General features: G+C 64.3%; 31 protein-coding genes. 9 read left to right on the top strand and 22 right to left on the bottom strand.

Annotation, left to right across the window (positions count from 1 at the left end; all coding sequences use genetic code 11):
* Positions 1-5 precede the first annotated feature (5 nt).
* Together ACQR1F_RS16770 and ACQR1F_RS16765 are read right to left on the bottom strand one after the other, a co-directional pair.
* Positions 6-665 carry a DUF2865 domain-containing protein gene (locus ACQR1F_RS16770; protein WP_434913483.1) on the bottom strand — a complete coding sequence of 220 codons (660 nt, stop codon included), beginning with the start codon at positions 663-665 and terminating at the stop codon, positions 6-8.
* A 15-nt stretch (positions 666-680) separates the two neighbouring features.
* Positions 681-1,433, bottom strand: coding sequence for a L,D-transpeptidase (locus ACQR1F_RS16765; RefSeq protein WP_315804718.1), 753 nt, complete (start codon positions 1,431-1,433; stop codon positions 681-683).
* 222 nt (positions 1,434-1,655) lie between these two features.
* Between ACQR1F_RS16765 and ACQR1F_RS16760 the strand changes: the two genes are divergently transcribed.
* The 3 genes from ACQR1F_RS16760 (at position 1,656) to ACQR1F_RS16750 (ending at position 3,773) form a co-directional block, all read left to right on the top strand.
* Positions 1,656-2,774 (top strand): AI-2E family transporter, encoded by a 1,119-nt coding sequence (locus tag ACQR1F_RS16760; RefSeq protein ID WP_434838574.1) that lies wholly within the window; start codon positions 1,656-1,658, stop codon positions 2,772-2,774.
* Between the two features lie 80 nt (positions 2,775-2,854).
* The gene (locus tag ACQR1F_RS16755; protein WP_316177254.1) at positions 2,855-3,226 is read left to right on the top strand and encodes a DUF883 family protein; all 372 of its coding nucleotides are present in this window, start codon (positions 2,855-2,857) and stop codon (positions 3,224-3,226) included.
* 103 nt (positions 3,227-3,329) lie between these two features.
* Positions 3,330-3,773: a hypothetical protein gene (locus ACQR1F_RS16750; RefSeq protein WP_434838573.1), complete on the top strand. Its 444-nt coding sequence runs from the start codon at positions 3,330-3,332 to the stop codon at positions 3,771-3,773.
* Between the two features lie 57 nt (positions 3,774-3,830).
* Here the strand turns inward: ACQR1F_RS16750 and ACQR1F_RS16745 are convergent, their stop codons facing one another.
* Positions 3,831-4,271: a hypothetical protein gene (locus tag ACQR1F_RS16745; RefSeq protein WP_316216467.1), complete on the bottom strand. Its 441-nt coding sequence runs from the start codon at positions 4,269-4,271 to the stop codon at positions 3,831-3,833.
* 326 nt (positions 4,272-4,597) lie between these two features.
* Here ACQR1F_RS16745 and ACQR1F_RS16740 point away from each other — a divergent pair, with 326 nt between their 5' ends.
* Positions 4,598-5,101 (top strand): energy transducer TonB family protein, encoded by a 504-nt coding sequence (locus ACQR1F_RS16740; RefSeq protein ID WP_434913482.1) that lies wholly within the window; start codon positions 4,598-4,600, stop codon positions 5,099-5,101.
* Between the two features lie 81 nt (positions 5,102-5,182).
* On the opposite strand, the gene ACQR1F_RS16735 is transcribed toward ACQR1F_RS16740, so the two are convergent.
* Positions 5,183-5,986, bottom strand: a complete 804-nt coding sequence (locus tag ACQR1F_RS16735; RefSeq protein WP_315713838.1) for a response regulator — start codon at positions 5,984-5,986, stop codon at positions 5,183-5,185.
* Between the two features lie 195 nt (positions 5,987-6,181).
* Between ACQR1F_RS16735 and ACQR1F_RS16730 the strand changes: the two genes are divergently transcribed.
* Positions 6,182-6,418, top strand: coding sequence for a NepR family anti-sigma factor (locus ACQR1F_RS16730; protein WP_315713837.1), 237 nt, complete (start codon positions 6,182-6,184; stop codon positions 6,416-6,418).
* A complete protein-coding gene (locus ACQR1F_RS16725; RefSeq protein ID WP_006612137.1) occupies positions 6,419-6,967 on the top strand; it encodes a sigma-70 family RNA polymerase sigma factor in 549 nt (182 codons plus the stop codon). It begins immediately after the preceding gene.
* Positions 6,968-7,094: 127 nt separating this feature from the next.
* Here ACQR1F_RS16725 and ACQR1F_RS16720 read toward each other — a convergent pair whose 3' ends face one another.
* The 15 genes from ACQR1F_RS16720 to urtA all read right to left on the bottom strand — a co-directional run bounded on the left by ACQR1F_RS16720 (position 7,095) and on the right by urtA (position 21,085).
* Positions 7,095-8,750 (bottom strand): CHASE domain-containing protein, encoded by a 1,656-nt coding sequence (locus ACQR1F_RS16720; RefSeq protein ID WP_315804712.1) that lies wholly within the window; start codon positions 8,748-8,750, stop codon positions 7,095-7,097.
* Between the two features lie 293 nt (positions 8,751-9,043).
* On the bottom strand, positions 9,044-9,667 hold the full coding sequence (ureG, locus tag ACQR1F_RS16715) for an urease accessory protein UreG (RefSeq protein WP_315804711.1): 624 nt from the start codon (positions 9,665-9,667) through the stop codon (positions 9,044-9,046).
* A gap of 69 nt (positions 9,668-9,736) precedes the next feature.
* Positions 9,737-10,459: an urease accessory protein UreF gene (locus ACQR1F_RS16710; protein ID WP_316177657.1), complete on the bottom strand. Its 723-nt coding sequence runs from the start codon at positions 10,457-10,459 to the stop codon at positions 9,737-9,739.
* Positions 10,446-11,057 carry an urease accessory protein UreE gene (locus ACQR1F_RS16705; RefSeq protein WP_315804710.1) on the bottom strand — a complete coding sequence of 204 codons (612 nt, stop codon included), beginning with the start codon at positions 11,055-11,057 and terminating at the stop codon, positions 10,446-10,448. The genes ACQR1F_RS16710 and ACQR1F_RS16705 overlap by 14 nt, the downstream gene beginning before the upstream one ends.
* A gap of 42 nt (positions 11,058-11,099) precedes the next feature.
* Positions 11,100-11,399, bottom strand: coding sequence for a putative quinol monooxygenase (locus tag ACQR1F_RS16700; protein WP_316177246.1), 300 nt, complete (start codon positions 11,397-11,399; stop codon positions 11,100-11,102).
* 47 nt (positions 11,400-11,446) lie between these two features.
* Positions 11,447-13,162, bottom strand: coding sequence for an urease subunit alpha (ureC, locus tag ACQR1F_RS16695; RefSeq protein ID WP_316216463.1), 1,716 nt, complete (start codon positions 13,160-13,162; stop codon positions 11,447-11,449).
* A gap of 54 nt (positions 13,163-13,216) precedes the next feature.
* A complete protein-coding gene (locus ACQR1F_RS16690; RefSeq protein ID WP_315804708.1) occupies positions 13,217-13,756 on the bottom strand; it encodes an HD domain-containing protein in 540 nt (179 codons plus the stop codon).
* Between the two features lie 3 nt (positions 13,757-13,759).
* The gene (locus tag ACQR1F_RS16685; protein ID WP_315804707.1) at positions 13,760-14,065 is read right to left on the bottom strand and encodes an urease subunit beta; all 306 of its coding nucleotides are present in this window, start codon (positions 14,063-14,065) and stop codon (positions 13,760-13,762) included.
* A 124-nt stretch (positions 14,066-14,189) separates the two neighbouring features.
* Positions 14,190-14,492, bottom strand: coding sequence for an urease subunit gamma (locus ACQR1F_RS16680; protein WP_015669637.1), 303 nt, complete (start codon positions 14,490-14,492; stop codon positions 14,190-14,192).
* A 48-nt stretch (positions 14,493-14,540) separates the two neighbouring features.
* Entirely contained in the window at positions 14,541-15,377 is an 837-nt protein-coding gene (locus ACQR1F_RS16675; RefSeq protein WP_434913481.1) for an urease accessory protein UreD, read from the bottom strand.
* Between the two features lie 58 nt (positions 15,378-15,435).
* Complete coding sequence (gene urtE / locus ACQR1F_RS16670) at positions 15,436-16,131, bottom strand: urea ABC transporter ATP-binding subunit UrtE (RefSeq protein ID WP_315804705.1); 696 nt, start codon at positions 16,129-16,131, stop codon at positions 15,436-15,438.
* Between the two features lie 3 nt (positions 16,132-16,134).
* Complete coding sequence (urtD, locus tag ACQR1F_RS16665; protein ID WP_315804704.1) at positions 16,135-16,896, bottom strand: urea ABC transporter ATP-binding protein UrtD; 762 nt, start codon at positions 16,894-16,896, stop codon at positions 16,135-16,137.
* 4 nt (positions 16,897-16,900) lie between these two features.
* Positions 16,901-18,064: an urea ABC transporter permease subunit UrtC gene (gene urtC / locus ACQR1F_RS16660; protein ID WP_315804703.1), complete on the bottom strand. Its 1,164-nt coding sequence runs from the start codon at positions 18,062-18,064 to the stop codon at positions 16,901-16,903.
* The gene (gene urtB / locus ACQR1F_RS16655) at positions 18,061-19,674 is read right to left on the bottom strand and encodes an urea ABC transporter permease subunit UrtB (protein ID WP_434913480.1); all 1,614 of its coding nucleotides are present in this window, start codon (positions 19,672-19,674) and stop codon (positions 18,061-18,063) included. The genes urtC and urtB overlap by 4 nt, the downstream gene beginning before the upstream one ends.
* Positions 19,675-19,762: 88 nt before the next feature.
* A complete protein-coding gene (urtA, locus tag ACQR1F_RS16650) occupies positions 19,763-21,085 on the bottom strand; it encodes an urea ABC transporter substrate-binding protein (RefSeq protein WP_315804702.1) in 1,323 nt (440 codons plus the stop codon).
* 508 nt (positions 21,086-21,593) lie between these two features.
* Here urtA and ACQR1F_RS16645 point away from each other — a divergent pair.
* From ACQR1F_RS16645 to ACQR1F_RS16635, 3 genes are all read left to right on the top strand, one after another.
* Positions 21,594-23,003 carry a DEAD/DEAH box helicase gene (locus ACQR1F_RS16645; RefSeq protein ID WP_316238217.1) on the top strand — a complete coding sequence of 470 codons (1,410 nt, stop codon included), beginning with the start codon at positions 21,594-21,596 and terminating at the stop codon, positions 23,001-23,003.
* 24 nt (positions 23,004-23,027) lie between these two features.
* Positions 23,028-23,318 carry a translation initiation factor IF-1 gene (infA, locus tag ACQR1F_RS16640; RefSeq protein ID WP_315804701.1) on the top strand — a complete coding sequence of 97 codons (291 nt, stop codon included), beginning with the start codon at positions 23,028-23,030 and terminating at the stop codon, positions 23,316-23,318.
* Between the two features lie 301 nt (positions 23,319-23,619).
* A complete protein-coding gene (locus tag ACQR1F_RS16635; RefSeq protein WP_006612155.1) occupies positions 23,620-23,832 on the top strand; it encodes a cold-shock protein in 213 nt (70 codons plus the stop codon).
* A gap of 171 nt (positions 23,833-24,003) precedes the next feature.
* Here ACQR1F_RS16635 and ACQR1F_RS16630 read toward each other — a convergent pair whose 3' ends face one another.
* From ACQR1F_RS16630 to ACQR1F_RS16620, 3 genes are all read right to left on the bottom strand, one after another.
* On the bottom strand, positions 24,004-24,564 hold the full coding sequence (locus ACQR1F_RS16630) for a TadE/TadG family type IV pilus assembly protein (protein WP_315804700.1): 561 nt from the start codon (positions 24,562-24,564) through the stop codon (positions 24,004-24,006).
* 68 nt (positions 24,565-24,632) lie between these two features.
* Positions 24,633-25,178 carry a TadE/TadG family type IV pilus assembly protein gene (locus ACQR1F_RS16625; RefSeq protein WP_315804699.1) on the bottom strand — a complete coding sequence of 182 codons (546 nt, stop codon included), beginning with the start codon at positions 25,176-25,178 and terminating at the stop codon, positions 24,633-24,635.
* A gap of 533 nt (positions 25,179-25,711) precedes the next feature.
* A complete protein-coding gene (locus tag ACQR1F_RS16620; protein ID WP_315804698.1) occupies positions 25,712-26,212 on the bottom strand; it encodes a pilus assembly protein N-terminal domain-containing protein in 501 nt (166 codons plus the stop codon).
* Between the last annotated feature and the right edge of the window lie 111 nt (positions 26,213-26,323).

The following is a 26,323-nucleotide window of genomic DNA, read 5'->3' as shown; positions in this document are numbered from 1 at the left end:
CGGGATCAGTCGGACGCCATCACCGGCGCGCGCTCGTACTTCGCGCGCAGTGCCGCGGGCGCCGGCGAGAAGTTCAGCTCGGCACGCTTGCCGCTGCCGGTCCGGTTGGCGACCTTGAGGCCGTCGTCGCTCGCGACGACGTCCCCCTTGCGCAGGGTCGGATCGTTGTCGATCGACACCTTGGCAAGGCCGAATTGGTCCTTGCCGTTGCAGGTGCAGCCGTCGACGATCTCGGTGCGATACTTGAAGGCGTTGGGCAGCGCCGAATATGGCTTGCCGCCATCCGTCTCGGCGGCGTCGATCGAGCTGCCATAGACGATCTCGGTCTTGGCCGCCGGGCAGAAGCTGTTGCAGGCGGCTTCCTTGCTCTGGTCGCCGGTCGCGCCGAGCGGGAAGTAGCGGCCATCACAGGTGCGGACACACCAGGCGACGCTGCTGCTGCCGCCGCGATAGCTGACATCGCCGCGCGGGGCCGGCCGTGGCGCCGGAGGCGCCTCGTCGGCGAACGGCATCCGGATGTAGGGCGCCTGGCGCTGCGGCGCGTTGAAGCCGCCGAACAGCGCGGAGAAGAAATCCTGCGCCCCCGCCGAGGTCGGCACCGCCAACGCACCCGCGGTTGCCATGGTTGCCACTGCGATGGCGGCGAGTGCACGTCGACCCTTCATCGTCCCACTCCCAGATCAGTTGATGGCCGAGACCGGCAGCGACATCGCCTGACGCCCCGACGGCAGCGAGGTCACGCGCGGCGCCCGGTCGGAATTCGCGCGCGCCTGCAGCGATGCGGCCTTCGGCAGCACGACGACCTTCGTCCCCACCTGCACGCGGCTGAACAGGTCGCTCACGTCCTCATTGGTCAGGCGGATGCAGCCCGAGGACACGAACTTGCCGATCGTGGTCGGATCGTTGGTGCCGTGGATGCGATACTCGCTGGAGCCGAGATACATGGCCCGCGCGCCGAGCGGATTGCCCGGGCCGCCAGCCATGAAACGCGGCAGATAGGGCTGGCGCGCGATCATCTGCGCCGGCGGATGCCAGTCCGGCCATTCCGCCTTGCGGGTCACCGTCTGCACACCCGACCAGGTGAAGCCCTCGCGCCCGACGCCAACGCCATAGCGCAGCGCGCGACCGCCGCCGAGCACGTAGTACAGGTAGGTATTGGCGGTATCGATGATGATCGTCCCCGGCGCTTCCCGCGTATCCAGATTGACGATCGTGCGACGCAGCCGGTCCGGAAGCTGGCTGTCCTCGTCCTGCTCCACGGCGGGTGCAGTCGCCTGGTCGGGCGGGAACGCCTGCTGCTGCTCGACCGGCGCATAGCCGAGGCTCTGCGCGTGAGACGCGGCGGGACCCGCGACGAGAAGAACCGCGACGCCGACGATAAGCGAAGCGGTCCGCCGCGAAAGGTTGCGATGGCCGGAAACGAGCTGTGTCATGGAGTGCCCCTGTCAGACGAGCATCGCGGTGCGATGCGTGATTGCCTTCCAAACGCCGAACGGCTCGCCGCAGTTCCGGCTCCGCTGTGGTCGCCCTGCGTCAGTCAAGCGTAGAGGCTGTCACGTTCTCGCGACGGAACCCGGCGCCGTCTCGCCAGTTAGGCGAAAGAAGAACGTCATCACGCGAACTGTGCGCGAACGACCCGATCGGGGGGACCTATGGTGCGTGTACTTCCCACCGAGCGGCTGCTCGCGAGCGGGAGCGAAGGCGCGGCGCTGAACGAAAGCCGCCACGAGCTTCCACCGGTGATCAGGCGGGCCGAAGTCGTCGCCATCGCGCTCGTGGTTCTCACCGCGATCTGCGTCACCGGCGTTCTCTACGTCGCCCGCGGGTTCTTTCTGCCGATCGTGATGGCGTTCGTGGTCGGCACCATGCTGTCGCCGGCCGCCAACTTTCTCGAACGCCACCACGTGCCGCGCGGCGTCGGCGCCGTGCTGATCGTGATCGCCGTTGCCGCGGGACTGGCCTTCATCATCGGCCTGATCTCGGCGCCGGTCCTCGACTGGACCAATCGCCTTCCCGAGCTCGCCACGACGCTCAAGGCCAAGCTGCACGTCTTCGATCGGCCGCTGGCGCTGTGGCACGAAATGCAGGCGGCGATCGGCGGTGGAAGCGGGCAGGCCTCGACCAGCCTGGAGCTGCCCAAGTTCGATTGGGTTCAGCCGACGATCGAATTCCTGTCGCCGACCTTCACGGAATTCCTGCTGTTCTTCGCCACGCTGGTGCTGTTCATCGCGAGCTGGCGGGACCTGCGGCGCACCTTGATCATGACCTTCGGTGATCATGAGGCCCGGCTTCGGACGCTGCGCATCCTGAACGAGCTCGAACTGCACCTCGGCAACTATCTGCTGACGGTCACGCTCATCAACACCGGGGTCGGCATCGCCGCAGGCCTCGCCTGCGCCATCGCCGGCATGCCAAACCCCGCCGGGCTCGGCGCGCTCGCAGCGACGCTGAACTTCATCCCCATCATCGGCCCGATCGCAATGTTTGCGGTGCTCGTCCTGGTCGGCGCGGTCGCATTCCCGACCCTGAGCGCCGGCATGGTCGCGCCCGCCATCTTCGCCGTGATCACCTTCATGGAAGGCCATTTCGTCACGCCGACCATCATCGGCAGGCGGCTCGCGCTCAACGCACTCGCGGTGTTCATTGCGCTGGCATTCTGGACTTGGCTGTGGGGCCCGATGGGAGCCTTCCTCGCCTCGCCGCTGCTGATCGTCGCCCTCATCGTCAAAGAGCATCTGCTGCCGGACGATACGCCGCAACTGCCGGCGGACTAATTCGGTTTCCAGCGTCGGAACTTCGGCTGAGACCCCGCGTTTGTCGAGCAGACGCAATCACCTTGCTCCGGGAGCTTGCCATGCCACCGACTGACGGTGAGACCGCCCTGAAAGATCTCGTCGACAAAGCGAACTACGAACGCCTGCAGAAGGATGTCCACGCCGTGAAAAACGATATCGCAGCTCTCACCGAACAGATCACCGACGCGCTGAATGCTTTCGCCGGGCAGGCGAGCAAGCAGGCCCGCAGCGGCTATCGACAGGCGCGCGAGAACGCGGACCAGACGTTCGACGACATGTCCGAGCGCGGCACGGCCATGTTTGGTGCGGCCCAGGAGGCCGCGAACTCGCTGGAGGAGCGCCTCGAGGACGTGATCTCGCAGCGTCCGCTCGCCACCGTGGGTCTCGCGCTCGGACTTGGATTTCTCATCGGCGCCGCCTGGAGACGCTGAGGATTTGGCCCTGAAATCCAGAGGCTTGTCTCGTTTCGGCGCCGCGTCTTCGGCGCCGATTTGAGTTTGTTGCGCAGATGAATGAGATCGGAAGGGGAATGACATGCTGCAGCGCCTGATTGCGGACTTCCAGGAATCGACCGGGCATGCCGTTAGGCTCACGTCGCTCGCAATCGCTGCAGCGGTCGGACTGTTCGTAACCACGAGCTTTCTGTGCGCCGCCGCTTTCGTCGCCGTCCTGGATCGATACGGTCTCGTGGCCGCGTGCCTCACCGGTGCCGCCATCTTCTTCGTGGTGACGTTGATCGCGGCGATCAGCTACATGGCGCGCAAGCGCGCAATCGAGAGCCGTGCCGCGCGAAGCGCGGAAACGGCGCGGTCGGCAGTCCAATCGGCTTTTGCAGACCCGATGCTGCTGGCCAGCGGCTTGCAGATCGTCCGCATGATCGGCATCAAGCGGCTGATTCCCATTCTGGCCGTCGGCGGTCTGGCGCTCGGATTCATGGTCAGCCGCGCAGCGGCGGAGGAGCAAACGCCCGCAGAGTGAGGATCCAAGGCGTTGATCGAGTGCTTAGGCGGCGGATCGGGTGCAAGCTGCTATCAACTAAGTCACACACCGTCCCGGTTGCAGGCGCTTGGCGATCTCCGTCAGCACCGACACCGACGGCTCGCACGCCACCGGATGCTTGACGGCCTGCCGCTCGTTGCCGGTGGTGATGAGCTGCGATCCCTGCGGCGACGGCAACGAGCCCGCGCTCACAGCGGCGGGGTTGACGGGAAGCCGCACCAGGAAGGACGTCTCCGCGAAGGCTGCCAGCTTGATCGACACAGTTTGTGACGGCGCCACAGTACCGCTTTGTTGCGCGCGGTCAGACTTGGCGGCCCGGTTCACGTCGTTCGCGGTCGCGACGATCGTCTCGCGGGCGGAGTTCTGGAGCGGCAGGTTGGCGCCAAGATCATGGCCGGAGGCCAGTTGCATTGCACCCACGAGCATTGCGGAAGCCGCAAGCGAACCCAAAACGATAACCTTCCTGGTCTGCGACATGTCTCTGCTCCCCTCGCCGCAAGGCGATCGGCATACCAACGTAAGTCGCAGGAACTGGGTTCTCGGTCGGGCGAATCACTTAACCGTGTGTAAACTGCGGCGACATTCTTCAAATTCGTGGCGTCAAAAAATTCGATCTCACGCGGAACGACTTTTCGGGTCGCGCGTCATCTCGGCAGCCGGTTATCCCCCTGCCCCATTGACCGGCGACGCGGGGCACCGCCGTGGTGATGCCGGCGGTGCCCCGCATTCTTTTCTGATCCATCTGCTCGATCGGATCCCAGCCCGACATTCCCGGCGCTTTATCCGCTTTTCCCCTGAGGTATATGTGGCAGTGGCGCGGCCACGTTCATCGTCCGCGCATGGGGGCGGAGATGCTGAGCTCGTTGGATGGCGTGCGGAAGGGGCTTGGGCTAGCGCTGGCTCTCCTGTGCCTGTTTCCCGCGATGGGAGCGGCTGAGAGCGCCAAGGAGACCTGGATCAAGAATCTTGTCGCACAATTGAAGATTCAGCGCCGTTATCCACTGCGGGCTTCGGATGAGGGCGGGACGGCCAAGGTCCTGTTCCACATCGACCGCGAGGGTCATCTCATCTCGGCGGTGCTGGCGGAAACGACCGGCGATCCCGCGCTTGACCAGGAGGCGCTCGCCATGGTCCGGCGCGCCCAGCCATTTGCCCCACCTCCGCCGGAGCTGGCGGATGGGGATCTGACGTTTCTCGTGCCGATCGTTTTCGCGCCCCGGCGGACGTCGCAAATCTTGCAGACGGACATCGATCCGAGTGACGCGGTCCTGAAGGCACGACTCGGCGGGGTGTGCCGCGGCTGCTGATCTCGCAATTCGATGCTGCAAAAGAAGCCGGCGCGCTCCACGAGGAACGCGCCGGAACAGGATCGTGCACGCGTGGCCTGATCAGGCTGCCGGCTTCGGCATCCGGTTGCGCGAATTGCGCTGGAAGAACAGCGCCTGACTCGCCACCGCCGACACCATGGCCGGCTGGAACGGCTTGGAGATGAGGAACGCCGGCTCGGGCCGCTCACCGGTGAGGAAGCGCTCCGGATAGGCGGTGATGAAGACCACCGGTACCTCGAAGGTGCGCAGAAGCTCGTTGACAGCGTCCAGGCCGGACGAACCATCGGCGAGCTGAATATCAGCCAGGATCAGACCGGGCTTCTTGTTCTTTGCGAGAGCCACCGCATCGGCATGAGTGCGGGCCACGCCGATGACGTTGTGGCCGAGATTCTTGACGAGGCTCTCGAGGTCCATCGCGATGAAAGTCTCGTCCTCGATGATCAGCACATCGGTAGCGATTTCGGCGGCGAGCTCCCGTCCGGCAGCATCCGCCAGCCGGCGGGTTTCAGCGACGTCGATGTCGAGGATGAAGGCCACTTCCTCCTCGGGAAAACCCTCGAGCGAGAGCAGCAGGAAGGCTTGGCGTGGTAAGGGGGTGATATTCGAGAGCCGCCGTTCCGGCGGCATCGGCAGGGTCGCCACTTCTGCGTCGTCGTTGAGCGCTACCGAATTCCAGATCTGCGTGAACAGGCGGAACAGGGCCGCCCGCGGTCCATAGCGCTCGTCCAGCAGCGCCGGATCCTGAATCAGGGCCTCAAGCATCGCTCCGACATAGGCGTCTCCGGAACCCTGGCTGCCGGTGAGGGCCCTCGCATACCGGCGCAACAGCGGCAAATGTTCAGCAACAAGCTGTGATCGGCTCATCCCCACTCCATTCGGTCATCTGGGCTTCCGCCCGGGTTCCATAATGCGCTGATTACGCCTGAACCGACGAAAAGTTCCCCAAACGCGTGGAACTTTTATCGCCCCGTCGCATTAGTTCCCGACAGACCCTCTCGGTGGCGAGAATAATTCTTGAAGCTTCAGGGACTTAACTCTCGGGGAAACGTGGAAAAGGTCATGAAAGATGTAAAGTCTCAAGCCAGCAAGAATGCGGCACCGCGCAAGCCCGGCGGACTGAACGCGGAAATTCAATCCAGAATCGGTCATCAACTCCGCGCGATGTACGACGACGTCGTCCGTCAGGGAGTGCCGGACCGCTTCGCGGATCTGGTGCGGAAGCTTGATGCGCCGGCAGCACAGTCCCACGTGGAGAACGGCGGGGGATCCAACGACCAAACCGACGGGAGGGAGTGAATGCCTCTCACTGATTCCTTGCGGGACGATATCCTCGCGGCCGTCCCCAGCCTTCGCGCATTTGCGATTTCCTTGAGTGGTAACAGCGATCGTGCCGACGACCTCGTGCAGGAAACCCTGCTCCGGGCGCTGGCCAACATCGACTCGTTTCAACCGGGATCGAATCTGCCTGCCTGGCTGTTCACGATCCTGCGCAACCTGTTCCGATCCGACTACCGCAAACGCCGGCGCGAAGTGGAAGATGCCGAAGGCAACTACGCCAAGACGCTCAAGACACATCCCTCGCAGGGCGCGCATCTCGAGTTCGAGGAGTTCCGCGCGGCGCTCGAGAAGCTGCCTCAGGACCAGCGCGAGGCACTGATCCTGGTCGGTGCATCGGGCTTTTCCTACGAGGATGCGGCAGCGATCTGCGGCTGCGCGGTGGGTACCATCAAGAGCCGCGTGAACCGCGCGCGCTCGAAGCTGGCAGCGCTGCTCTACGTCGAAGGCGCCGAGGATTTCGGCCCGGACGAGACCGTGCGGGCGGTGATCGGCGGCAGCGGCGGCTGATCAGCCAAGCCGTCGCAAACGAACCAGCAAAGAGGCGGCTCCTCAGCGAGCCGCCTCTTCTTGTTGTTGATCTCTTGTGCCCGGGATCGTGACGCCCCGGCATTCTGTTCGCCGACCGGCGCTGCGGCTATCGCGCCGGATGCAGTGGTGCGGAGAACTGCTCGGTGCGATCGCGCTCGGTCATGTCGATGACCGTCTCCATCGGCGCGCTCAGCTCATAGACATAGCTCGCCTCGGTGAAGAAGCGCTTTGACGTGCCGCCGAGCGCCTCCGGCGCAACGCGATCGAGCAGGATCAGTCCGAAATCGCTGTCCGGCCGCCGCGTTGCTTCACTGGTGTTCAATTCCTCCCAACGGAAGTGGAAGACGGCATTCGGCTCCTCGCCGGTCACCTCCCATTTGGCGGTGATGTGCGGGTGCTTTCCCACCAGCGAGAGGCCTTCGTCCGAGTGCGAGGCGAGTTCGAAGAACAGCAGCGACAGGCTCTGCGCGGCACGCGCGCTCACGGTGATGTCGGGTCCGTTGACCGCAATCCTGTCGGCATGCGGGATGGCGCGAGCTTCGAACAGTCCGCGCAATTGCACGCCCTGCCATTGACTCTCGCTGAGCAGCGTGACGACGTTCGACATCGCATGGATCCGCCCGATCAGCAGCTCGCGCGCGACATCGATGTCGCTGCCATGACGCAGCGTGCGCGTCACGATGGACTGGATCACCGCCAGGATGTTCTTGACCCGGTGGTTCAGCTCGTCGATGACCGCCGTCAGTCGGCGCTCGAAGCCGATCCGCACCTGGATTTCGCGACTCAGGCGCAGATTATTGTAGGCGACGTAGCCGAACAGGCCGCAGATGATACCGGTCAGCGCCATCCCGATGACGCCGACGATCGCCGCGGTCTGTTGCGCACGCCGGACCGCATTGCTCTTGGCGTAATAGACCAGCGACCAGTCGTGATTGCCGAAGGCGACGGTGCGGGTCGACGACGGAGCAGGATCGTCCGGCCCCCGGGTCCGGCTCGTCACCGCGCCCTGATCATTGGCAACCAGCTCGTCCGAGGCGTTGCGCGGATCCTTCAACGCCACCGAGAACAACGACAGATCGTCATTGGTGAGCAGCAGCGGCCCGATCTCGTAGGAAAACGTCACGAAGCCCGCCGGCGCAGTGGCACCTTGCGGGACGACCGGGGCTGCCAGCACGATCCCGATCGGACCGTCGCTCCGCACCAGCGGGGTGGGGTCGGAAGCGACCGGCTTGCCCTCGGCCATGGCGCGCGCAAGCATCGGTCCGACGATCGGCTGCCGGTCGAGTGCGATGCCGGGAAGCCTGGAGGTCTCGGCATTGCGTGGCTCGAGATCCATCAGAACGTCCAACGGACGATCGACGTTCGGCCCCAGCGGCGTGTCGTCGAAATTGCGAATGGTTGGATTCGGGAAGCCAGCCTGGCGCAGCTCGGTTTGCGCGATGGAGAGCTCATCCGGCCGCAGCCGCGCGATCCACGATGCCACCACGAAGTCGGTCTTGAACGCGTAGATCGACGATCGCAGCGGCTCCAGCATATTGGCCTTGATCACCGAGGGAGCGCGGAACAGCCCGGAGGCCACCCGGGCCAGCAGCTCACGTTCGGTCAGCCGGTCCTGGACGAGGCTGGCATGGACGTCGATGGCACGGGCGAGCGCAATGCGATCGAGCGCCAGCTCCTGGTCGTGGACGCGATAGGCGGCCAAGCCGGACAGCGCCGTCCCGACCAGCGCGATCAAACCGATGATGACACCCAGCCGGAGCACTCGTTTACTCTGAAGTAAAGGGTTGGCGAAGGAGGAGACGAGTCATCCAATAACCGGGCCTGCAACTCAAGGACGCACCTCGGGGCGATCGGAAGTGATCGGAGCGATCAGTGGATAGCGATCCCAGGATACCGGTGCATCGGCGCCGAGACGCCTTGGGCAAGGCGCACCCCGGGTCGAGGAAACACCCGAGGGCTCAAGTTGTTCCGGCCGGATGAGGCTTTTTTGCGTCTGTCATTGCAGCAGACGCATCGAGCAACGAAGAACGTTGCGACGCAGATCAGTCCCGGCGCTCAGGCCGACGGCTTCAGACCGCCCTTGGCTTCGATGAAGCCGATAATCCGGTCAAGCCCTTGGCTCTTCTTCAGATTGGTCATGACGAAGGGCCGTGCGCCGCGCATGCGCTTGGCATCCGTCTCCATCTTCTCCAGAGAAGCGCCCACATGGGGTGCCAAGTCAATCTTGTTGATCACCAGAAGGTCGGAGCGGGTGATACCCGGTCCGCCCTTCGACGGGATCTTGTCGCCCGCCGCGACGTCAATGACGTAGATCGTGATATCGGCGAGTTCCGGCGAGAACGTTGCCGCGAGGTTGTCGCCGCCCGACTCGATCAACACCAGGTCGAGTCCGGGAAACTTGGCCCGCATGTCGGCCACTGCGGCGAGGTTCATGGAAGCGTCCTCGCGGATCGCAGTGTGCGGGCAGCCGCCGGTCTCCACGCCGGCGATACGATCCGGGGTGAGCGATCCCGAGCGAACGAGAAACTCCGCGTCCCATTTGGTGTAGATGTCGTTGGTGATCGCGGCGATGTCGTAGCGCTCCCGCATCGATTTGCACAGGAGATCCATCAGCGCAGTCTTGCCGGACCCGACCGGGCCACCGACGCCAACGCGGAGCGGACCGTGAGACGATGCCATGTCATTTACCCTTCTGTCGTGCGCGCGACCGCGCGGGGCCGTGATCGGAGCAGCCCTTGCCCCGCTTCATCACGACCGAAACAGCCTTGTATATTGCGTCTCGTGATGAAGGCTTGCGAGATCGGCGCGAAATGTTGCGCCGCCGATGTCGTCGAGCGAGGCGAGCAGAGCGCGGTCCGCCGTCGCGGCAACGACAGGTTCCAACGCGGCAAGCACGCGCTGGCTGTCGGTCTGCCCCAACGGTACGAGACGACTGCCGGCGGAAATCCAGTTCGACGTGAGGGCGTGCAGGAAGCCGTGCAGCAGGGGTCCCAGAGGAACGCCGTGAACCGCGCCGACCAGCCCCACGGCGACCGGATAGACGATGCTCTCACATCGCGCCACCGCCTCGTCGAGGCCTGCGCAGTTCCAGGCGGACCGCGCGATCTCGATGAAGGCACGGCCCTGCGCCGTGGTTTCGAGCTGACGCTCGCGCGACGGTACGAAAGCGGCGGCAAGCTCGGCCACCTCGCGGAGGCTTGCCATATCGTCGAGCTCAACCGCGCGATACGCGTGCGCGAGGAAAGCCGCGTCGCAGAAGCCGGAGCCATTGGTCAGCATCGTCGCGAGCCAGCCGCGCAGCGCCGCCGCATCGCCGATGTCGCCCGCCTCGACCGCCCATTCGATGCCGCTCGAATAGGAGAATCCGCCAATCGGAAACGCCGGCGACAGCCATGTCAGCAGCCGATACAGCGCAGCCGGATCCGCGGCGCTGATTGCAGCCGGCCGAGCCCCCTCCTCACTTGTGCTCATGAGCATGGGAATGACCGTGATCGTGATGGTCATGGCCGCAGTGCTCGTCATGCACGTGATGATCATGTGCATGGCCGTGGTCGTGATGCGCGTGATCGTGCCCGGCATGATCGTGATGATGATCGTGGCCGTGGTGATCATGATCATCATGGCCATGCGCATGGCTGGGCTCGGCGTAAGCACCGCCCTCCGGATCGAACGGCGCCTCGATCTCGATGACGCGCGCGCCGAGGCCCTTGACCATGGCCTCGATCACGTGGTCGCGGCGAATGCGCAGGCTCTTGGGCATGAGCTGCGTCGGCAGGTGCCGGTTGCCGAGATGCCAGGCGAGCCGCACCAGATGATGCGGATCGGAAGCCCGGATCTCGAGCAGCGGCTCGGCCGCCGCCACGACCTCGATCAGCCGGCCGTCCTCCAGCACCAGGGCATCGCCACCGCGCAAGGCGGTGGCGTGCTCGAGGTCCAACAGAAACTCCAGCCCACGCGTTCCGGTCATCACCAGCCGCCGCCGGTGCCGGTCATCGAAATCGAGCAGGACGGAATCGGCGGCGGCCTCTTTCCAACGATGCTGCCCGAGCACGCGTGTCGCGCGGATCATGCTGAAACTCTCATTCTCTTATTCCGCTCACTCTTATTCCGCTCAGCGGACATCGACCTTCTCAGGCGTAATGATCTCGATCTTCGGCGGCGCCGCCATGCATTTCACCGCGACGCGCCCGAAGGTCTTCATGTGCTCGGTCGCACGGTGCGGCACCAAGGCCTCGGCGTTCTGCCACTGCTCGACGAAGACCATCTTGCTCGGGTCGGTGACGCTCTCATGCAAATCATAGGCGATATTGCCGGGTTCTTTGCGGGTCCCTGCAATGCAGGCAGTCGCGGCGGCGATGAATTCCGCACGGGTTTCGGGCTTGATGGTCAAGGTGGCAACGACATAGATCACGCAGCAGTCCTCCCGGTACGTTTCTGGTTCTGGGTACCGGGCGGAGCTTAGAACATGAAGTAGCGCTGCGCCATGGGCAGCACCTCGGCCGGCTCGCAGGTCAGGAGCTCGCCATCGGCGCGGACCTCATAGGTCTCCGGATCGACCTCGATGTTCGGCGTCGCGTCGTTGTGGATCATGCTCTTCTTCGAGATCCTGCCGCGGGTGTTCTGCACGGCGTAGAGCTTCTTGGACAGGCCGAGCTTGCGCGCGAGCCCGCCGGTGACGGCAGCCTTCGAGGTGAAGATCACCGAGGAGGCCGTCAGCGACTTGCCGAACGCGCCGAACATCGGCTGGTAATGCACCGGCTGCGGCGTCGGGATCGAGGCGTTGGGATCGCCCATCGGAGCTGCGACGATGGTGCCGCCCTTGATGACGCAGTCGGGCTTGACGCCGAAGAAGGCGGGCGACCACAGCACGAGATCGGCGAGCTTGCCCTTCTCGACCGAGCCGATCAGCTTCGACACGCCATGCGCAATCGCCGGGTTGATCGTGTACTTGGCGATGTAGCGCTTGACGCGAAAATTGTCGTTGTCCTGGCCCTTGTCCTGCGGCAGCGCGCCGCGCTGCTTCTTCATCTTGTCGGCGGTCTGCCATGTGCGGATGATGACCTCGCCGAGCCGGCCCATCGCCTGCGAATCCGATGACATCATCGAGAGCGCGCCGAGATCGTGCAGGATGTCCTCGGCCGCGATCGTCTCCTTGCGGATGCGGCTTTCGGCAAAGGCGAGATCCTCGGCGATCGACGGATCGAGATGGTGACACACCATCAGCATGTCCAGATGCTCATCGATCGTGTTGCGCGTGAACGGCCGCGTCGGATTGGTCGACGACGGCAGCACGTTCTTCAGGCCCGCGACCTTGATGATATCAGGCGCGTGGCCACCGCCGGCGCCTTCGGTGTGGAAGGCGTGGATGGTGCGCCCCTTGAACGCCTTGATGGTGTCCTCGACGAAGCCGGACTCGTTGAGCGTGTCGGAGTGCAGCATCACCTGCACGTCGTAATCATCGGCAACCGACAAGCAGTTGTCGATCGCAGCCGGCGTCGTGCCCCAATCCTCGTGCAGCTTGAGCGCGCAGGCGCCGGCCTTGATCATCTCGACCAGCGCGGCCGGGCGCGAGGCGTTGCCCTTGCCGGAAATGCCGAGGTTCACCGGAAAGGCGTCGAACGACTGCATCATCCGCCCGATGTGCCATGGGCCGGGCGTGCAGGTCGTCGCGAAGGTGCCGTGCGACGGACCGGTGCCGCCGCCGAGCAGCGAGGTGACGCCACTCATCAGCGCATGCTCGATCTGCTGCGGGCAGATGAAGTGGATGTGGCTGTCGAAGCCGCCGGCGGTGAGGATCTTGCCCTCGCCCGCGATCACGTCGGTGCCCGGGCCGATCACGATGGTCACGCCGGGCTGGATGTCGGGATTGCCGGCCTTGCCGATCGCCGAGATCATGCCGTCCTTGATCGCGACGTCGGCCTTGACGACGCCCCAGTGGTCCACGATGAGCGCATTGGTGATGACGGTGTCGGCGGCGCCCTGCTTGTTGGTCGCCTGCGACTGGCCCATGCCGTCGCGGATGACCTTGCCGCCGCCGAACTTCACCTCCTCGCCATAGACGGTGAAGTCCTTCTCGACCTCGATGATCAGGTCCGTGTCGGCGAGCCGGACCTTGTCGCCGGTCGTGGGACCGAACATGTCGGCGTAGACGGAACGCTTGATCTTGACGGACATCGTTGGCCCCCAATTAGCTCTGCTTGTCTTGTTCTCGCAACGCCGACGGTCCGCTCACAGCGTCCCCCGCGCGTTCGCAACGGTCTCGTCGAACAGCGCGTCCAGCGCCACATTCACACCGCGGCAGCCTGCGACGACCTGCTCGGCCCAGCCAAGATACTCCATCAGCTCGAGCTGCTGCTCGAGATCCGGCTCGAACACAATGCGGGCGCGGATGTTGCTGATCTTGTCGGCGATCTTGATCTGCTTGGCGCCATCAGACTTGCCGGGAGCCGCGATGACCTGGACCGCGCGCCGCTCGCTCTTCGGCAGGGTCATGTCGTCGGTGACCTCCTCGACCAGCCCGGCGACGCGCGAGCCGAAGCGCTGCATCAGCTCGTCGTGGCTGGTGTCGGTGTCCTCGATGCTGTCGTGGAGCCAGCCGGCCGCGACGAGCTCGGCGTCCTCGCCGTTGCAGGCGACCGCGAGGATGTTGGCGACCTCAGCGAGATGATTGATGTACGGCTCCTCGTCGCGGCCCTTGCGCTGCTGGCCGGCATGACGGCGCGCCGCCAGCTCGGCCGCTTCGGAGACGAGGCGCAATCCGGTCAGCATCGTCTACAGCTTGCCCATCACGTCGCCGCGGAAGCCGTAGACCGTGCGCTTGCCGCCGAGCGCGACCAGCTGCACCTCGCGGGTCTGGCCGGGCTCGAAGCGCACCGCCGTGCCGGCGGCGATATCCAGCCGCATGCCCCTGGCTTTCTTGCGGTCGAACTTCAGCGCCGGATTGGTCTCGAAGAAATGGTAATGCGAGCCGACCTGGATCGGCCGGTCGCCGGTGTTGGCGACCGACAGCGTCACGGTCTTGCGGCCGGCATTGAGCTCGATCTCGCCGTCCTGGATGAAAAATTCGCCGGGGATCATGTGTCTTTCTCCGTCATTCCGGGGCGGTCCGCAGGACCGAACCCGGAATCTCAAAATCGATTGCAGACAATCTCTGGATTCCGGATTCAGCCCTGCGGGCTGCCCCGGAATGACGTGCAAGAACTTAGCGGATCGGCTCGTGCACCGTGACCAGCTTGGTGCCGTCCGGAAACGTCGCCTCGACCTGGATGTCGTGGATCATCTCGGGGATGCCCGGCATCACCTGATCGCGGGTCAGGACCTGGGCGCCGGCCTGCATCAGCTCGGCCACGGTGCGGCCGTCACGCGCGCCTTCCAGAATGAAGTCGGAGATGATCGCGACCGCTTCGGGATGGTTCAGCTTGACGCCGCGCTCGAGCCTGCGGCGGGCCACGATGGCGGCCATCGAGATCAGGAGCTTGTCCTTTTCGCGGGGAGACAGGTTCATGCGGACTCTCTGGTGATCGTCTTCTAATGATCGTCAGTTGGTAAACGTCTAGTTGAGCCACAGCCGCGGCAGCGGTCCGGCCGATGCGCAGCCGAGCACCGCCATCATGTCGGCGCGCAGGCTCGCGGCATCTTGGGCACAGAAGCGCGCCATTGCAAATCCATTCCAGGCGGACAGTCCGGCCTCGCCCCGAAACGCCGGCAGGCTCTCCCTGATGCGCTCCACCAGCGCGGCGTCGCCGGGCACGATCAGCGCAGTCCCGATGGCCGCGGCGCCCTTGGCGATCGCGGGCTGCGCCAGCTTGTCGCCGATGTCGCCGTCGAGGCGGACCGTCTCGGCGAACACCAGCTTGCCGCCGCGCTTGAGCCGCCAGCGATCGACGAACTCGCCCTCGCGCATGCGCTCGCCCATGGCCGTGCGGCCGAACACGACGGTCTCGCACAACAATAGCGAGGCGGTGTCGGCGAGGTCGATGTCGATGCGGCGATGAATGCGGGCGCGGTCGAACAGGATGGTCTCCTGCGGCAGCCACGAGATGTGCGCGCCGGCATGAGCCGTCAGCGCGATATCGAGCTCGGCTGGCTTGCCCGGCGCGCGATAGACCTTCTCGGCCGCGGCGCTCGACAGCGTGACGCGGCTGCCTTCGCCCGCCGCGACCTCGATCGCGAAATGGTCGCCGCCGGCGATTCCGCCTGCGGTGTTGACGAACATCGCCGACAGACCGTCGTCCTCGGGCGAGGGAAAGCGGACGCGCAGCGAGCCGGATTCATGCAGGTGATGGCGCCGCGTCACGTCGTCCTGCAGCCGCACGTCGAAGCGCACCGCGCCGCGGGCGCGGTTGGCCTCGAAGATGTCGGCAGCGGCGTTGGCGGGATCGGCCCGCATCGATCCCCTCCCCTGGGACCAGACGCGGGCGAGACCGCGTCGAGAAGCTACGTGATGATCACAGCGCCATCTGGCGGCTGATCTCGGCCTGGTCGAGATTGGCGCGGGTGCAGGTGAACTTCACCGCGCCGCGATCCATGACGGCGAAGTTGTCGCCGAGTTCGCAGGCAAAGTCGAGATATTGCTCGACCAGGACGATGGCGATGTTGCCGAGATTGCGGAGGTACGAAATCGCCCGGCCGATGTCCTTGATGATCGACGGCTGGATGCCCTCGGTCGGCTCGTCGAGAAGCAGGAGTTTTGGCCGCATCACCATCGCCCGGCCGATCGCAAGCTGCTGCTGCTGGCCGCCGGAAAGATCGCCGCCGCGGCGGCCGAGCATCGATTCCAGCACCGGAAACAGCGAGAATACGTCGTCCGGGATGCTGCGATCGGCCCGCTTCAGCGGCCCGAAGCCGGTCTTGAGATTCTCCTCGACCGTGAGCAGCGGGAAGATCTCGCGCCCCTGCGGCACGAAGCCGATGCCCTTGCGCGCCCGCTCATACGGCTTCAGGCGGGTGATGTCAGCGCCATCGAAGGTGATGCTGCCCGACGCCAGCGGATATTGCCCGACCAGCGCCCTCAGCAGCGAGGTCTTGCCCACGCCGTTGCGGCCGAGCACGCAGGTGACCTTGCCCGGCTCCGCCGCGATCGAGACGCCGCGCAGCGCCTGGGCGGCGCCGTAATAGAGGTTGATGTCCTTGACGTCCAACATCGCCTAGCGTCCCAGATACACTTCGATCACCCGATCGTTCGACGACACCTGATCGATGGTGCCCTCGGCCAGCACCGTGCCTTCGTGCAGGCAAGTGACCTTGACGCCGAGCTCGCGAACGAAAGTCATGTCATGCTCGACGACCATGACGGTATGATCCTTGTTGATCTCTTTGAGCAGCTCAGCCGTCTGATGCGTCTCGACGTCGGTCATGCCGGCGACCGGCTCGTCGACCAGCAGCAGCTTCGGGTCCTGTGCCAGGAGCATGCCGATCTCCAGCCACTGCTTCTGGCCGTGCGAGAGGCTGCCGGCGAGCTTGCGTCGGGCATCCTTGAGCCGCACCGTCTCGAGCACCCGGTCGATCTGCTCGGCCTCGCCCCTCGAGCCGCGCCAGAACAGCGTGCCCTTGACGCTGTGGTCGACATTGAGCGCAAGCAGCAAATTGTCCTCCACCGACTGGCTCTCGAACACCGTCGGCTTCTGGAACTTGCGGCCGATGCCGAGCTCGGCGATCCGCGTTTCGTCGAGCCGGGTCAGGTCGGTCTTGCCGTCGAACAGCACCGTGCCCTCGTCGGGCTTGGTCTTGCCGGTGATGATGTCCATCATCGTGGTCTTGCCGGCACCGTTCGGGCCGATGATGGCGCGCATCTCGCCGGGCTCGAGCGTCAGCGAAAGATTGTTGATGGCGTGGAAGCCGTCGAACGAGACGTGCACGCCGTCGAGATAGAGCAGCGACGACGTCGCGCGGGTGTCCATCACGTTCATGCGCTCACTCCGCCATCTTGGGTTCGGTGACGCCGTCCTCGCGGGCGGCGCTCTCGGCGTTCAGCCTCCTGCTGCCGAGCTGATCCCACCAGGAATTGAAGGTGCCGATAATGCCTTTGGGCAACAGCAGAGTGACGAGCACGAACAATGCGCCGAGCATGAACAGCCAGTAGGGCGCCAGCACGCCCGAAGTGAAGAAGGTCTTGGCGTAGTTCACGACGACGGCGCCAAGCGCAGCCCCGACCAGCGTGCCGCGGCCGCCGACCGCGACCCAGATCACGGCCTCGATCGAATTGCCGGGCGCGAACTCGGAGGGGTTGATGATGCCGACCTGCGGGACGTAGAGCGCGCCGGCGACGCCGGCCATGCAGGCCGACAGCGTGAACACGAACAGCTTGTAGGACTCGACGCGGTAGCCGAGGAAGCGCGTCCGCGACTCGGCGTCGCGGATCGCTATCAGCACCTTGCCGAGCTTCGATGACACGACCGCCCGGCAGATCAGGAACGCCAGAATGAGCGCAAGGCAGCTCAGCGCGAACAGCGCGGCGCGGGTGCCTTCCGCCTGGACGTTGAAGCCGAGAATGTCCTTGAAGTCGGTCAGGCCGTTGTTGCCGCCGAAGCCGAAATCATTGCGGAAGAAGGCGAGCAGCAGCGCGTAGGTCATCGCCTGGGTGATGATCGACAGATACACGCCGGTGACGCGCGAGCGGAAGGCGAGCCAGCCGAAGCAGAAGGCGAGCAGGCCGGGCACCACGAGCACCATCAAAGCTGCAAACCAGAACATGTCGAAGCCGTGCCAGTACCAGGGCAGCTTGGAATAGTTCAGGAACACCATGAAGTCCGGCAGGATCGGGTTGCCATAGACGCCCCGGGTGCCGATCTGGCGCATCAGATACATGCCCATCGCGTAGCCGCCGAGCGCGAAGAACGCGCCATGGCCAAGCGAGAGAATGCCGCAATAGCCCCAGATCAGGTCGATCGAGAGCGCCAGGATCGCGTAGCAGACATATTTGCCCCACAGCGCGACCAGATAGGTCGGCACCTGCAAGGCCGAGCCGGCCGGCAGCAGCAGGTTGGACAGCGGGATCAGCACGCCGCAGGCGGCGACCACGAGCACGAAGATGGTTGCGGCGCGATCGAGCGACCGGGTGAGGACGTGCGGCATCATGCTTCCACCGCCCGGCCCTTGAGCGCGAACAAGCCGCGCGGGCGCTTCTGAATGAACAGGATGATCAGCACCAGGATCGCGATCTTGCCGAGCACGGCGCCGGCGACCGGCTCCAGGAACTTGTTGGCGATGCCCAGCGTGAAGGCGCCGACCAGCGTGCCCCAGAGATTGCCGACGCCGCCGAACACCACGACCATGAAGGAATCGATGATGTAGCTCTGGCCGAGGTTCGGGCTGACATTGTCGATCTGCGACAGCGCGACCCCGGCGATGCCGGCAATGCCGGAGCCGAGCCCGAAGGTGAGCGCATCGACGCGCGAGGTCGCGATGCCCATCGAGGCCGCCATGCGCCGGTTCTGTGTCACCGCGCGCATCTCCAGGCCGAGCGCGGTGTAGCGCAGCATCGCCAGCAGGATCGCGAACACGGCCATCGTGAAGCAGAGGATCCAGAGCCGGTTGTAGGTGATGGTGATCTGGCCGAGCTCGAACGCACCGCTCATCCAGGAGGGATTGCCGACCTCGCGGTTGGTCGGACCGAACGCCGTGCGCACCGCCTGCTGCAGGATCAGCGACAGGCCCCAAGTCGCGAGCAAGGTTTCCAACGGACGCCCGTAGAGGAAGCGAATGATGGTGCGCTCGATCAGCACGCCGATCGCGCCGGCGACCAGGAAGGCGAGCGGGACGGCAATCAGCAGCGAATAGTCGAACAGCGCCGGGTACCGCGTGCGGATGACCTCCTGCACGACAAAGGTGGTGTAGGCGCCGAGCATCACCATCTCGCCATGGGCCATGTTGATGACGCCCATCACCCCGAAGGTGATGGCGAGGCCGATGGCGGCGAGCAGCAGCACCGAGCCGAGCGACAGGCCGTACCAGGCGTTCTGCACGCCGGACCAGATTGCGAGCGAGCTCTGGATCGATGAGATCGCGCTGGCAGCAGCCTTGGTGACGGTGGCCGGCTGGTCGCCGCCGCTGATCTCGGTCAGCAGCGCAAGCGCCTCCTGGTCGCCGCGCGACCTGATGGTGGCGACCGCTTCAAGCTTGTCCACCTCGCTCGCGTCGGACTTGAACAGGAGGATGGCAGCCCGCGCCTCGGTCAACGCCTGCTTGACCGCGCGATTGGTTTCCTTGGCGAGCGCCGATTCCACCGTCGGCAGCGTCGCCTCCTCATGCGACTTGAACACCGATTTGGCGGCGGTCAGGCGTGTGTTGGTATCCGGCGACAACAGCGTCAGGCCACCCAGCGCAGCATCCACGCTGCGCCGGAGCCGGTTGTTGAGGCTGACCGCCGCGGCATTGTCCGGAAGCTTGTCGACGGCAGCGCCGGTCGCGGCATCGATGATCTTGCCGTCGGTCTGCTTGACATAGACCTTCTTCGTTTCGGCATCGAACATCAGCCGCTCGTCCTGGAGCGCGCTGATGATCGGAAAAGCCAGCGGGTTGCCCGACACCGCGATCTCGCCGACGGCCTCGTCCGTGTCCGAGAAATCATCGTTCGCGAGCTTCGCGACCGACTCTTCGAAACTGGCTGCGAAGGCGGGAACGGAAACGGCGATCAGGGCGAGCAAAACAAGCAGACGGCGAATGATCGCCAGAAAAACAGCAGTCACTGGACAACCCCGGCAGGAGTTCAGGAGGTCAAGAGAAGGCGGCAACATCGCCGCCTTCTCCTGTCGTCATGGTCGCGTCAGGTCGGGATCAGGAGCCCGAGCCCAGGCACTTGTTGGTCTTGACGTTGAAGTTGCCGCACTTCTTGCCGACCCAATCGCCGATCAGGTCCTTCGAGCCCTCGAGCTCCTTCGACCAGGCGTCGCCCGGGACGAGATCCTTGGTCTTGTAGACGACGCTGAACTGGCCATCGCCCTTGATCTCGCCGATGAACACCGGCTTGGTGATGTGGTGGTTCGGCAGCATCTTCGACACGCCGCCGGTCAGGTTCGGCGCCTCGATGCCCGGGAGCGCGTCGATGACCTTGTCCGGATCGGTCGACTTCGCCTTCTCGACCGCCTTCACCCACATGTTGAAGCCGATATAGTGGGCTTCCATCGGGTCGTTGGTCACGCGCTTCGGATTCTTGGTGTAGGCCTGCCACTCCTTGATGAACTTCTCGTTCGCCGGGGTCTTGATCGACTCGAAATAGTTCCAGGCAGCGAGATGGCCGACCAGCGGCTTGGTGTCGATGCCGGCGAGCTCTTCCTCACCCACCGAGAACGCGACCACCGGGATGTCCTTGGCCTTGATGCCCTGGTTGCCGAGCTCCTTGTAGAACGGAACGTTGGCGTCGCCGTTGATGGTCGAGACCACGGCGGTCTTCTTGCCGGCCGAGCCGAACTTCTTGATGTCGGCCACGATCGTCTGCCAGTCGGAGTGACCGAACGGCGTGTAGTTGATCATGATGTCGTCCTGAGCCACGCCCTTCGACTTCAGGTAGGCTTCGAGGATCTTGTTGGTGGTGCGCGGATAGACGTAGTCGGTGCCGGCCAGCACCCAGCGCTTCACCTTCTCTTCCTTCATCAGGTAGTCGACCGCCGGGATCGCCTGCTGGTTCGGCGCCGCACCGGTGTAGAACACGTTGCGCTCGCTCTCCTCGCCCTCGTACTGGACCGGGTAGAACAGGATGCTGTTGAGCTCCTTGAACACCGGCAGCACCGACTTGCGCGACACCGAGGTCCAGCAGCCGAACACGACCGCGACCTTGTCCTTGGTGATCAGCTCGCGCGCCTTCTCGGCGAACAGCGGCCAGTTCGAGGCGGGGTCGACCACGACGGCCTCGAGCTTCTTGCCGAGCACACCGCCCTTCTTGTTCTGTTCGTCGATCAGGAACAAGATCGTATCCTTCAGCGTGGTCTCGCTGATGGCCATGGTGCCGGACAGAGAATGCAGAACGCCAATCTTGATGGTGTCGTCAGCGGCCTTGGCCGGGCCAAAGCCGGCTGCGCCGAGCGCCAGGCCGGCAGCAGCAGCCAGCCAGCGACGGCGGCTGAACGGCGCCGTTAATTCCTGAGTGAGTCGAGTAAGCATGAGGTAATATCTCCCTGACGCAGACGTGCTTCGCAGCCAAGGCGGCCGGCGGTCTGCGGCGGAAGAATCGCAAGAAGTGTGCCATGCCGTGCACATCTGGTAAGGCATTGACACAGAAGTGGAACTTCGCGCTCTCGTGGCGCGAGGTCGCAGCCTTCTGCTATCGAATTGAGCAAGCTCGATGATTAATCAGATAGCACTTAGCGCAGGATTTGTGCACTTTGTTTTAAATGGCTAAATTTAAAGCAGCCGGGTACCACCCGGAAAGCCGATCCGTTGCGCAGCGGCCTTGCATGTGCCGTCCACCTGTTCCATATATCCGGTAGATCGAGGCGAATCGGCCGGATCTTTGCAAGCCGCGTGTTCTTTAGCTCGACCCGAGCTTCTGGCTTTGCATTCTCACCCATCCAATCTAGGCGCTCCAAACACGCGGGTGTCTCTCAACCACCCACCCGCGTCCGGCTGCCTGCCGACACGGGCCTTATCCTCTTATGGAAAGCCCAATCTTTTGACATCCTTCCAGGATTTTAACCTCGCCGACGCGCTGACGCGCGCGCTGAAGGAAGAGAACTACACCACCCCCACCCCGATCCAGGCCCAGACCATCCCGCTCGCGCTCGAAGGCCGCGACGTGATCGGCATCGCCCAGACGGGAACCGGCAAGACGGCCTCGTTTGCGCTGCCGATCCTGCACCGCCTGCTGCAGAACCGGATCAAGCCGCAGCCGAAGACGGCACGCGTGCTGGTGCTGAGCCCGACCCGCGAATTGTCGGGTCAGATCCTCGACAGCTTCAACACCTACGGCCGGCACATCCGCCTGAGCTCGGCGCTCGCGATCGGCGGCGTGCCGATGGGACGCCAGGTCCGCGCTGTGATGCCCGGCCTCGAAGTGCTGGTTGCCACCCCTGGCCGGCTGCTCGATCTGGTCCAGAGCAACGCTTTGAAGCTGACCCATGTCGAGTTCCTGGTGCTCGACGAAGCCGACCGCATGCTCGACATGGGCTTCATCAACGACATCCGGAAGATCGTGGCCAAGCTGCCGATCAAGCGGCAGACGCTGTTCTTCTCGGCCACCATGCCTAAGGACATCGCCGAGCTCGCGGACGCCATGCTGCGCGACCCCGCGCGGGTCGCGGTGACCCCCGTCTCCTCGACGGTCGAGCGCATTGCCCAGCGCGTGATCCACGTCGACCACTCGGCCAAGCCGAACCTTCTGGCTCAGTTGCTCAAGCAGGAGCCAGTCAACCGCGCGCTGGTGTTCACCCGGACCAAGCACGGCGCCGACAAGGTCGTGAAGAGCCTGGAAAAGGCCGGCATCCCGTCCCAGGCGATCCACGGCAACAAGTCGCAAAATCACCGCGAGCGCACTCTGGCCGCCTTCCGCTCCGGCGAGATCCGCACCCTGGTCGCAACCGACATCGCGGCGCGCGGCATCGACGTCGACGGCGTCAGCCATGTCGTCAATTTCGACCTGCCGAACGTGCCCGAAACCTACGTCCACCGGATCGGCCGCACGGCGCGCGCCGGCGCCGAGGGCGTTGCGATTTCGCTCGTGGCGGGATCGGACGAGCTGTCCTATCTTCGCGACATCGAACGGCTGATCAAGATCTCGCTGCCGCGCGACGATCGCCGCACGCCCGGCCTCCGCGAAGCTGCAGCACCGGCCAAACCGCCTCAGCGCGGCGGCCGTCCTGGCATGCAGAATGCGCGGACCAACGAGGGTGGCACCGCCGCAAAAGGCCCTCGCCGTCGCCGTCGTTCCAATGCTAAGATGGCGCCTCTGCCAGGCAATCGTCAGGAGCCCCAGCGGCCGTCGCAAGGCGGCGGCAAGGCCGGGTCGATTCAAGGCGTTGCTTTCCTGCATCGCGAGGGCAGACCCAAAAACCACGCTCACAACCGCAACCAACGGCCAAACTAGACGTCTATCGATCTGGAGAAAGACATGGCTAAGGAAGAGCTGATCCAGTTCGAAGGGCTGGTCACCGAAATCCTTCCCGATGCACGCTATCGGGTACAACTCGACGCGGGGCACGAGATCGTTGCCTACACCGCCGGCAAGATGAAAAAGAATCGCATCAAGACGCTCGCGGGAGACCGCGTGACCGTCGAGATGTCGCCCTACGACCTCGAAAAGGGCCGGCTGATCTTCCGCCACAAGGACGAGCGTCCCAGCTCGCCCGGCGGTCCTCCGCGTGGCGCAGCGCAGCGCGGCGGCCAGTTCCGTCGGCGCTAGGGGGATTGGGCGGAGCAATGTTCCGCCCGGCCCGGCGGATTGATCAAGCCTTGCGCAATCAGCGACAATTCAGCGCGTCGGCATCGAGCCGGCGCGTCAAAAAATCATGCACTCTCGCGCAGCTCAGGATTGTTTTGCGCGGGCATTTCCAATAATATATCCCGCAATCGATTTTCGGCCGGACGAGATTAGCTATTACCGGTACAGCCGGTTCAGACGCTGACGACCCTTCCAAAAATTCGATCTAACCAGCCCAGGAGACTGGGTTACGCATTTGGTATCTGAGAAGGGAACTACCCCCGTGAGCATGGGAACCGTGAAGTGGTTTAACGCAACCAAGGGCTATGGCTTCATTCAGCCGGACGACGGCGGCAACGACGTGTTCGTGCACATCAGCGCCGTCGAGCGCGCTGGTCTCGGCACGCTGCGCGAAGGCCAGAAGATCTCCTACGAGATCGTGGCGGACCGCCGTTCGGGCAAGTCGTCGGCCGACAATCTCCGCGCCGCCAATTGAGCGACGCCAGGGCAATCGCCTACGATTGCCCACCTGGACAACGAAAGGCCGCCTTGTGCGGCCTTTTTTATTTGCCGGCTGTTCGCCGTCGGATTGTGATCGCCTGGAACGCGGTCTGTTGCCCGCGCGCAAGCGGACCCGGCACCGCGCAGGATTAGTCCGGCGCTCAGCTCAGCAGGAGGTCGCCGGGCTATACATCACACAGGTCGACTGCCGCGGCCGGGTATAGGCGACGTCGCTGAGATTGACGCCCGTCTTGCCCATGACGTAGCCGATCGTCGGAACGTATTGGTAGTTCACCTCGCTGAAGATCAGATAGGTGCCGGACACCAGCAATTCGGCCGGCACGCCGACCGTCATGCCCACGGTCCGCGGCGTCGACCCCTTACTCCACTTCACCGTCGCCTGCATGGTGGTGGGATCGACATAGAGTTCGGTGATCGTCGCATTCACCGGCGTGGTCGAGTACGGATACATGATGCCGGTCGAGGCGGCGAAGAAGTTCGACATGTCGCTGTCGCCGACCGTGGTCGACTGCGACGTCAGATCGGACAGGGTGCGCGCCATCAAAGTGACCTTGCGGTCGACGGCGATGGCCGAGCAGAATTCGACCGTGCCGAAGAACATCACCAGCATCAGCGGCACGATGAATGCGAACTCGGTGGCCGCGACACCGCGACAATCGGCAGCGAAGGCGTCGATGCGACGCCACAGGCGCAGGCGCGAAGACATACCCGGCATTCTTCCCAACGGCATGATGAATTCCTGGTGTCCCTCAGAAGCAGCTCGCGAGGTCCGTGTTATGAATACGGCTCGTTCTTGAATGCGGCCGTACCCACCAGCAGCCGCTTGCTGCCGCTCAAATTGGCGATGTTGTAGCCGAGGCCGGTCACGAAGATCGGCCACTGATAGAACAGCCTGACGACGACAATGTCTCCGGCGGCGCCCGGACTGTAGGTCATGTTGTTGACGAAGTTGCCGCTGTTGTCGATCTGGTTGCTGATCGAGACGCTCCCGAACGAGGAGTAGCTCTTCACGTCGATATAGATCTTGTTGCAGTCGAACAGCGCGGGAACCTGGGTGCAGACGTAGCTCGCGAACTGCGACTGCGTATAGGAGCCCTGTTGCGCCTGTCCGGTCAGGATCATGCGCGCCGAGTCCTGCGTGATGGTCTCGAGCACCTGGCCGGCAAAGAACATCAGCGCCGTTTCGATGATCGCGAACAGCAGCGCAAAGAAGACCGGCGCGACCAGCGCGAATTCGAGCGCGGCCGATGCCCGCCTGTTGCGCCGGAAGCGGCGCAGCAGCCGGCGCATCGAAGCGGTCGAGGAGACGGAGGCTTGCATGGGGTCATCCGGACTGGAAAGGCACATCAACCTGAGTGAAACGAATAGCGGAAACTCCTTGGGAAAGAGTTTCCTACGATACGGACAGTATGGCCCGCCGCATCAACGTCCCGCTAACCATGCTTGGGCAGGGCGATCGCATATGGTGAAAAAGCTGGGCGCGCAGTCTTTTCGCGACCATCCTTCGAGACGCCCGCCTTCGGCGGGCTCCTCAGGATGAGGGCCTTTCTCCGCCGCAAAGCTGTTGATCCTCATGGTGAGGAGCGTCGCTCTTGCGACGCGTCTCGAACCACGAGGCCATGAAAGTTCCGCCCGGGAAAACCATACGCGATCGCCCTGCATGCTTGGGGGGTCGCTCGCAGTCAGCCCTTTGAGGCAGCGCCACCTGTCCGATCCGACCATCGAAACCAAACGAATCGGGCTATCGAGCCGCAGCGCCAGCGGCAAGGCTCACCGCATCGTCGGTGCCGACGCGCGTGGAGATGCGGTCAGACGTCGCCATCGACCCGGCCAGGCACGGCCAAGCCAGCCGCTCAGTTGGTCTTCGACGCCGCTGCCGCGTTGCCGCTCGCCGTGCTGGACATCGTTCCAGCCTGGTCGAGCACCGATTTGAAGTAGTTGTCGCCGTCGCCCAAGGTCACCCGGCGCTGGCAGATCGGCATGCAGCTATAGGTCTCACGATCGACGCCGCGATACACCGTGACGAGCTGGTCGGTGGGTCCGGCGACCTGGATCTGGCGATCGATCAGCACCTGTCCGCCGCGATCCATCGCAATGAAGTTGGTGGCACCGTAGCTCTTGCCGGTGACGACGATGATGCCGCCGCTCTGCAAGGTCACATCGGCGATCATCGGATTGCCGACGACGAGGGTCGCGACCCGGTCGGGCAACTTGACCAGCTTGGCCTGGTCGACATTCACGGCGATGGCAGGATCGGGTTCCGCCGAGGCGGCAGCCGGCCACAGCAGCACGGCGGCGACAGCCGCCCGCAATGCGAAGGAAACAGAAGGACGACGCGATACACAGAACGACATACTCAACCCCGGGACCTTGACGAGCCGTCTCAAGCGATACGCAGCGGTGACGGCGCCCGACGCGGCAAATCTGCGCTCAATTGGTGAACGTTCTGCAAACGCCGCCATCTC

The organism is Bradyrhizobium sp. HKCCYLS3013, from assembly GCF_051167615.1.
Lineage (GTDB): Bacteria > Pseudomonadota > Alphaproteobacteria > Rhizobiales > Xanthobacteraceae > Bradyrhizobium.
The sequence above is the reverse complement of the archived record's forward strand: the minus strand, read 5'-3'. Positions and strand labels throughout refer to the sequence as shown.

Coding starts and splice junctions, on each gene's coding strand:
- ACQR1F_RS16770 (WP_434913483.1), bottom strand. CDS start 665: ATGAAGGGTCGACGTGCACTCGCCGCCATCGCAGTGGCAACCATGGCA.
- ACQR1F_RS16765 (WP_315804718.1), bottom strand. CDS start 1,433: ATGACACAGCTCGTTTCCGGCCATCGCAACCTTTCGCGGCGGACCGCT.
- ACQR1F_RS16755 (WP_316177254.1), top strand. CDS start 2,855: ATGCCACCGACTGACGGTGAGACCGCCCTGAAAGATCTCGTCGACAAA.
- ACQR1F_RS16750 (WP_434838573.1), top strand. CDS start 3,330: ATGCTGCAGCGCCTGATTGCGGACTTCCAGGAATCGACCGGGCATGCC.
- ACQR1F_RS16745 (WP_316216467.1), bottom strand. CDS start 4,271: ATGTCGCAGACCAGGAAGGTTATCGTTTTGGGTTCGCTTGCGGCTTCC.
- ACQR1F_RS16740 (WP_434913482.1), top strand. CDS start 4,598: ATGTGGCAGTGGCGCGGCCACGTTCATCGTCCGCGCATGGGGGCGGAG.
- ACQR1F_RS16735 (WP_315713838.1), bottom strand. CDS start 5,986: ATGAGCCGATCACAGCTTGTTGCTGAACATTTGCCGCTGTTGCGCCGG.
- ACQR1F_RS16730 (WP_315713837.1), top strand. CDS start 6,182: ATGAAAGATGTAAAGTCTCAAGCCAGCAAGAATGCGGCACCGCGCAAG.
- ACQR1F_RS16725 (WP_006612137.1), top strand. CDS start 6,419: ATGCCTCTCACTGATTCCTTGCGGGACGATATCCTCGCGGCCGTCCCC.
- ureG (WP_315804711.1), bottom strand. CDS start 9,667: ATGGCATCGTCTCACGGTCCGCTCCGCGTTGGCGTCGGTGGCCCGGTC.
- ACQR1F_RS16710 (WP_316177657.1), bottom strand. CDS start 10,459: ATGAGCACAAGTGAGGAGGGGGCTCGGCCGGCTGCAATCAGCGCCGCG.
- ACQR1F_RS16705 (WP_315804710.1), bottom strand. CDS start 11,057: ATGATCCGCGCGACACGCGTGCTCGGGCAGCATCGTTGGAAAGAGGCC.
- ureC (WP_316216463.1), bottom strand. CDS start 13,162: ATGTCCGTCAAGATCAAGCGTTCCGTCTACGCCGACATGTTCGGTCCC.
- ACQR1F_RS16690 (WP_315804708.1), bottom strand. CDS start 13,756: ATGCTGACCGGATTGCGCCTCGTCTCCGAAGCGGCCGAGCTGGCGGCG.
- ACQR1F_RS16685 (WP_315804707.1), bottom strand. CDS start 14,065: ATGATCCCCGGCGAATTTTTCATCCAGGACGGCGAGATCGAGCTCAAT.
- ACQR1F_RS16680 (WP_015669637.1), bottom strand. CDS start 14,492: ATGAACCTGTCTCCCCGCGAAAAGGACAAGCTCCTGATCTCGATGGCC.
- ACQR1F_RS16675 (WP_434913481.1), bottom strand. CDS start 15,377: ATGCGGGCCGATCCCGCCAACGCCGCTGCCGACATCTTCGAGGCCAAC.
- urtE (WP_315804705.1), bottom strand. CDS start 16,131: ATGTTGGACGTCAAGGACATCAACCTCTATTACGGCGCCGCCCAGGCG.
- urtD (WP_315804704.1), bottom strand. CDS start 16,896: ATGAACGTGATGGACACCCGCGCGACGTCGTCGCTGCTCTATCTCGAC.
- urtC (WP_315804703.1), bottom strand. CDS start 18,064: ATGATGCCGCACGTCCTCACCCGGTCGCTCGATCGCGCCGCAACCATC.
- urtA (WP_315804702.1), bottom strand. CDS start 21,085: ATGCTTACTCGACTCACTCAGGAATTAACGGCGCCGTTCAGCCGCCGT.
- infA (WP_315804701.1), top strand. CDS start 23,028: ATGGCTAAGGAAGAGCTGATCCAGTTCGAAGGGCTGGTCACCGAAATC.
- ACQR1F_RS16630 (WP_315804700.1), bottom strand. CDS start 24,564: ATGTCTTCGCGCCTGCGCCTGTGGCGTCGCATCGACGCCTTCGCTGCC.
- ACQR1F_RS16625 (WP_315804699.1), bottom strand. CDS start 25,178: ATGCAAGCCTCCGTCTCCTCGACCGCTTCGATGCGCCGGCTGCTGCGC.
- ACQR1F_RS16620 (WP_315804698.1), bottom strand. CDS start 26,212: ATGTCGTTCTGTGTATCGCGTCGTCCTTCTGTTTCCTTCGCATTGCGG.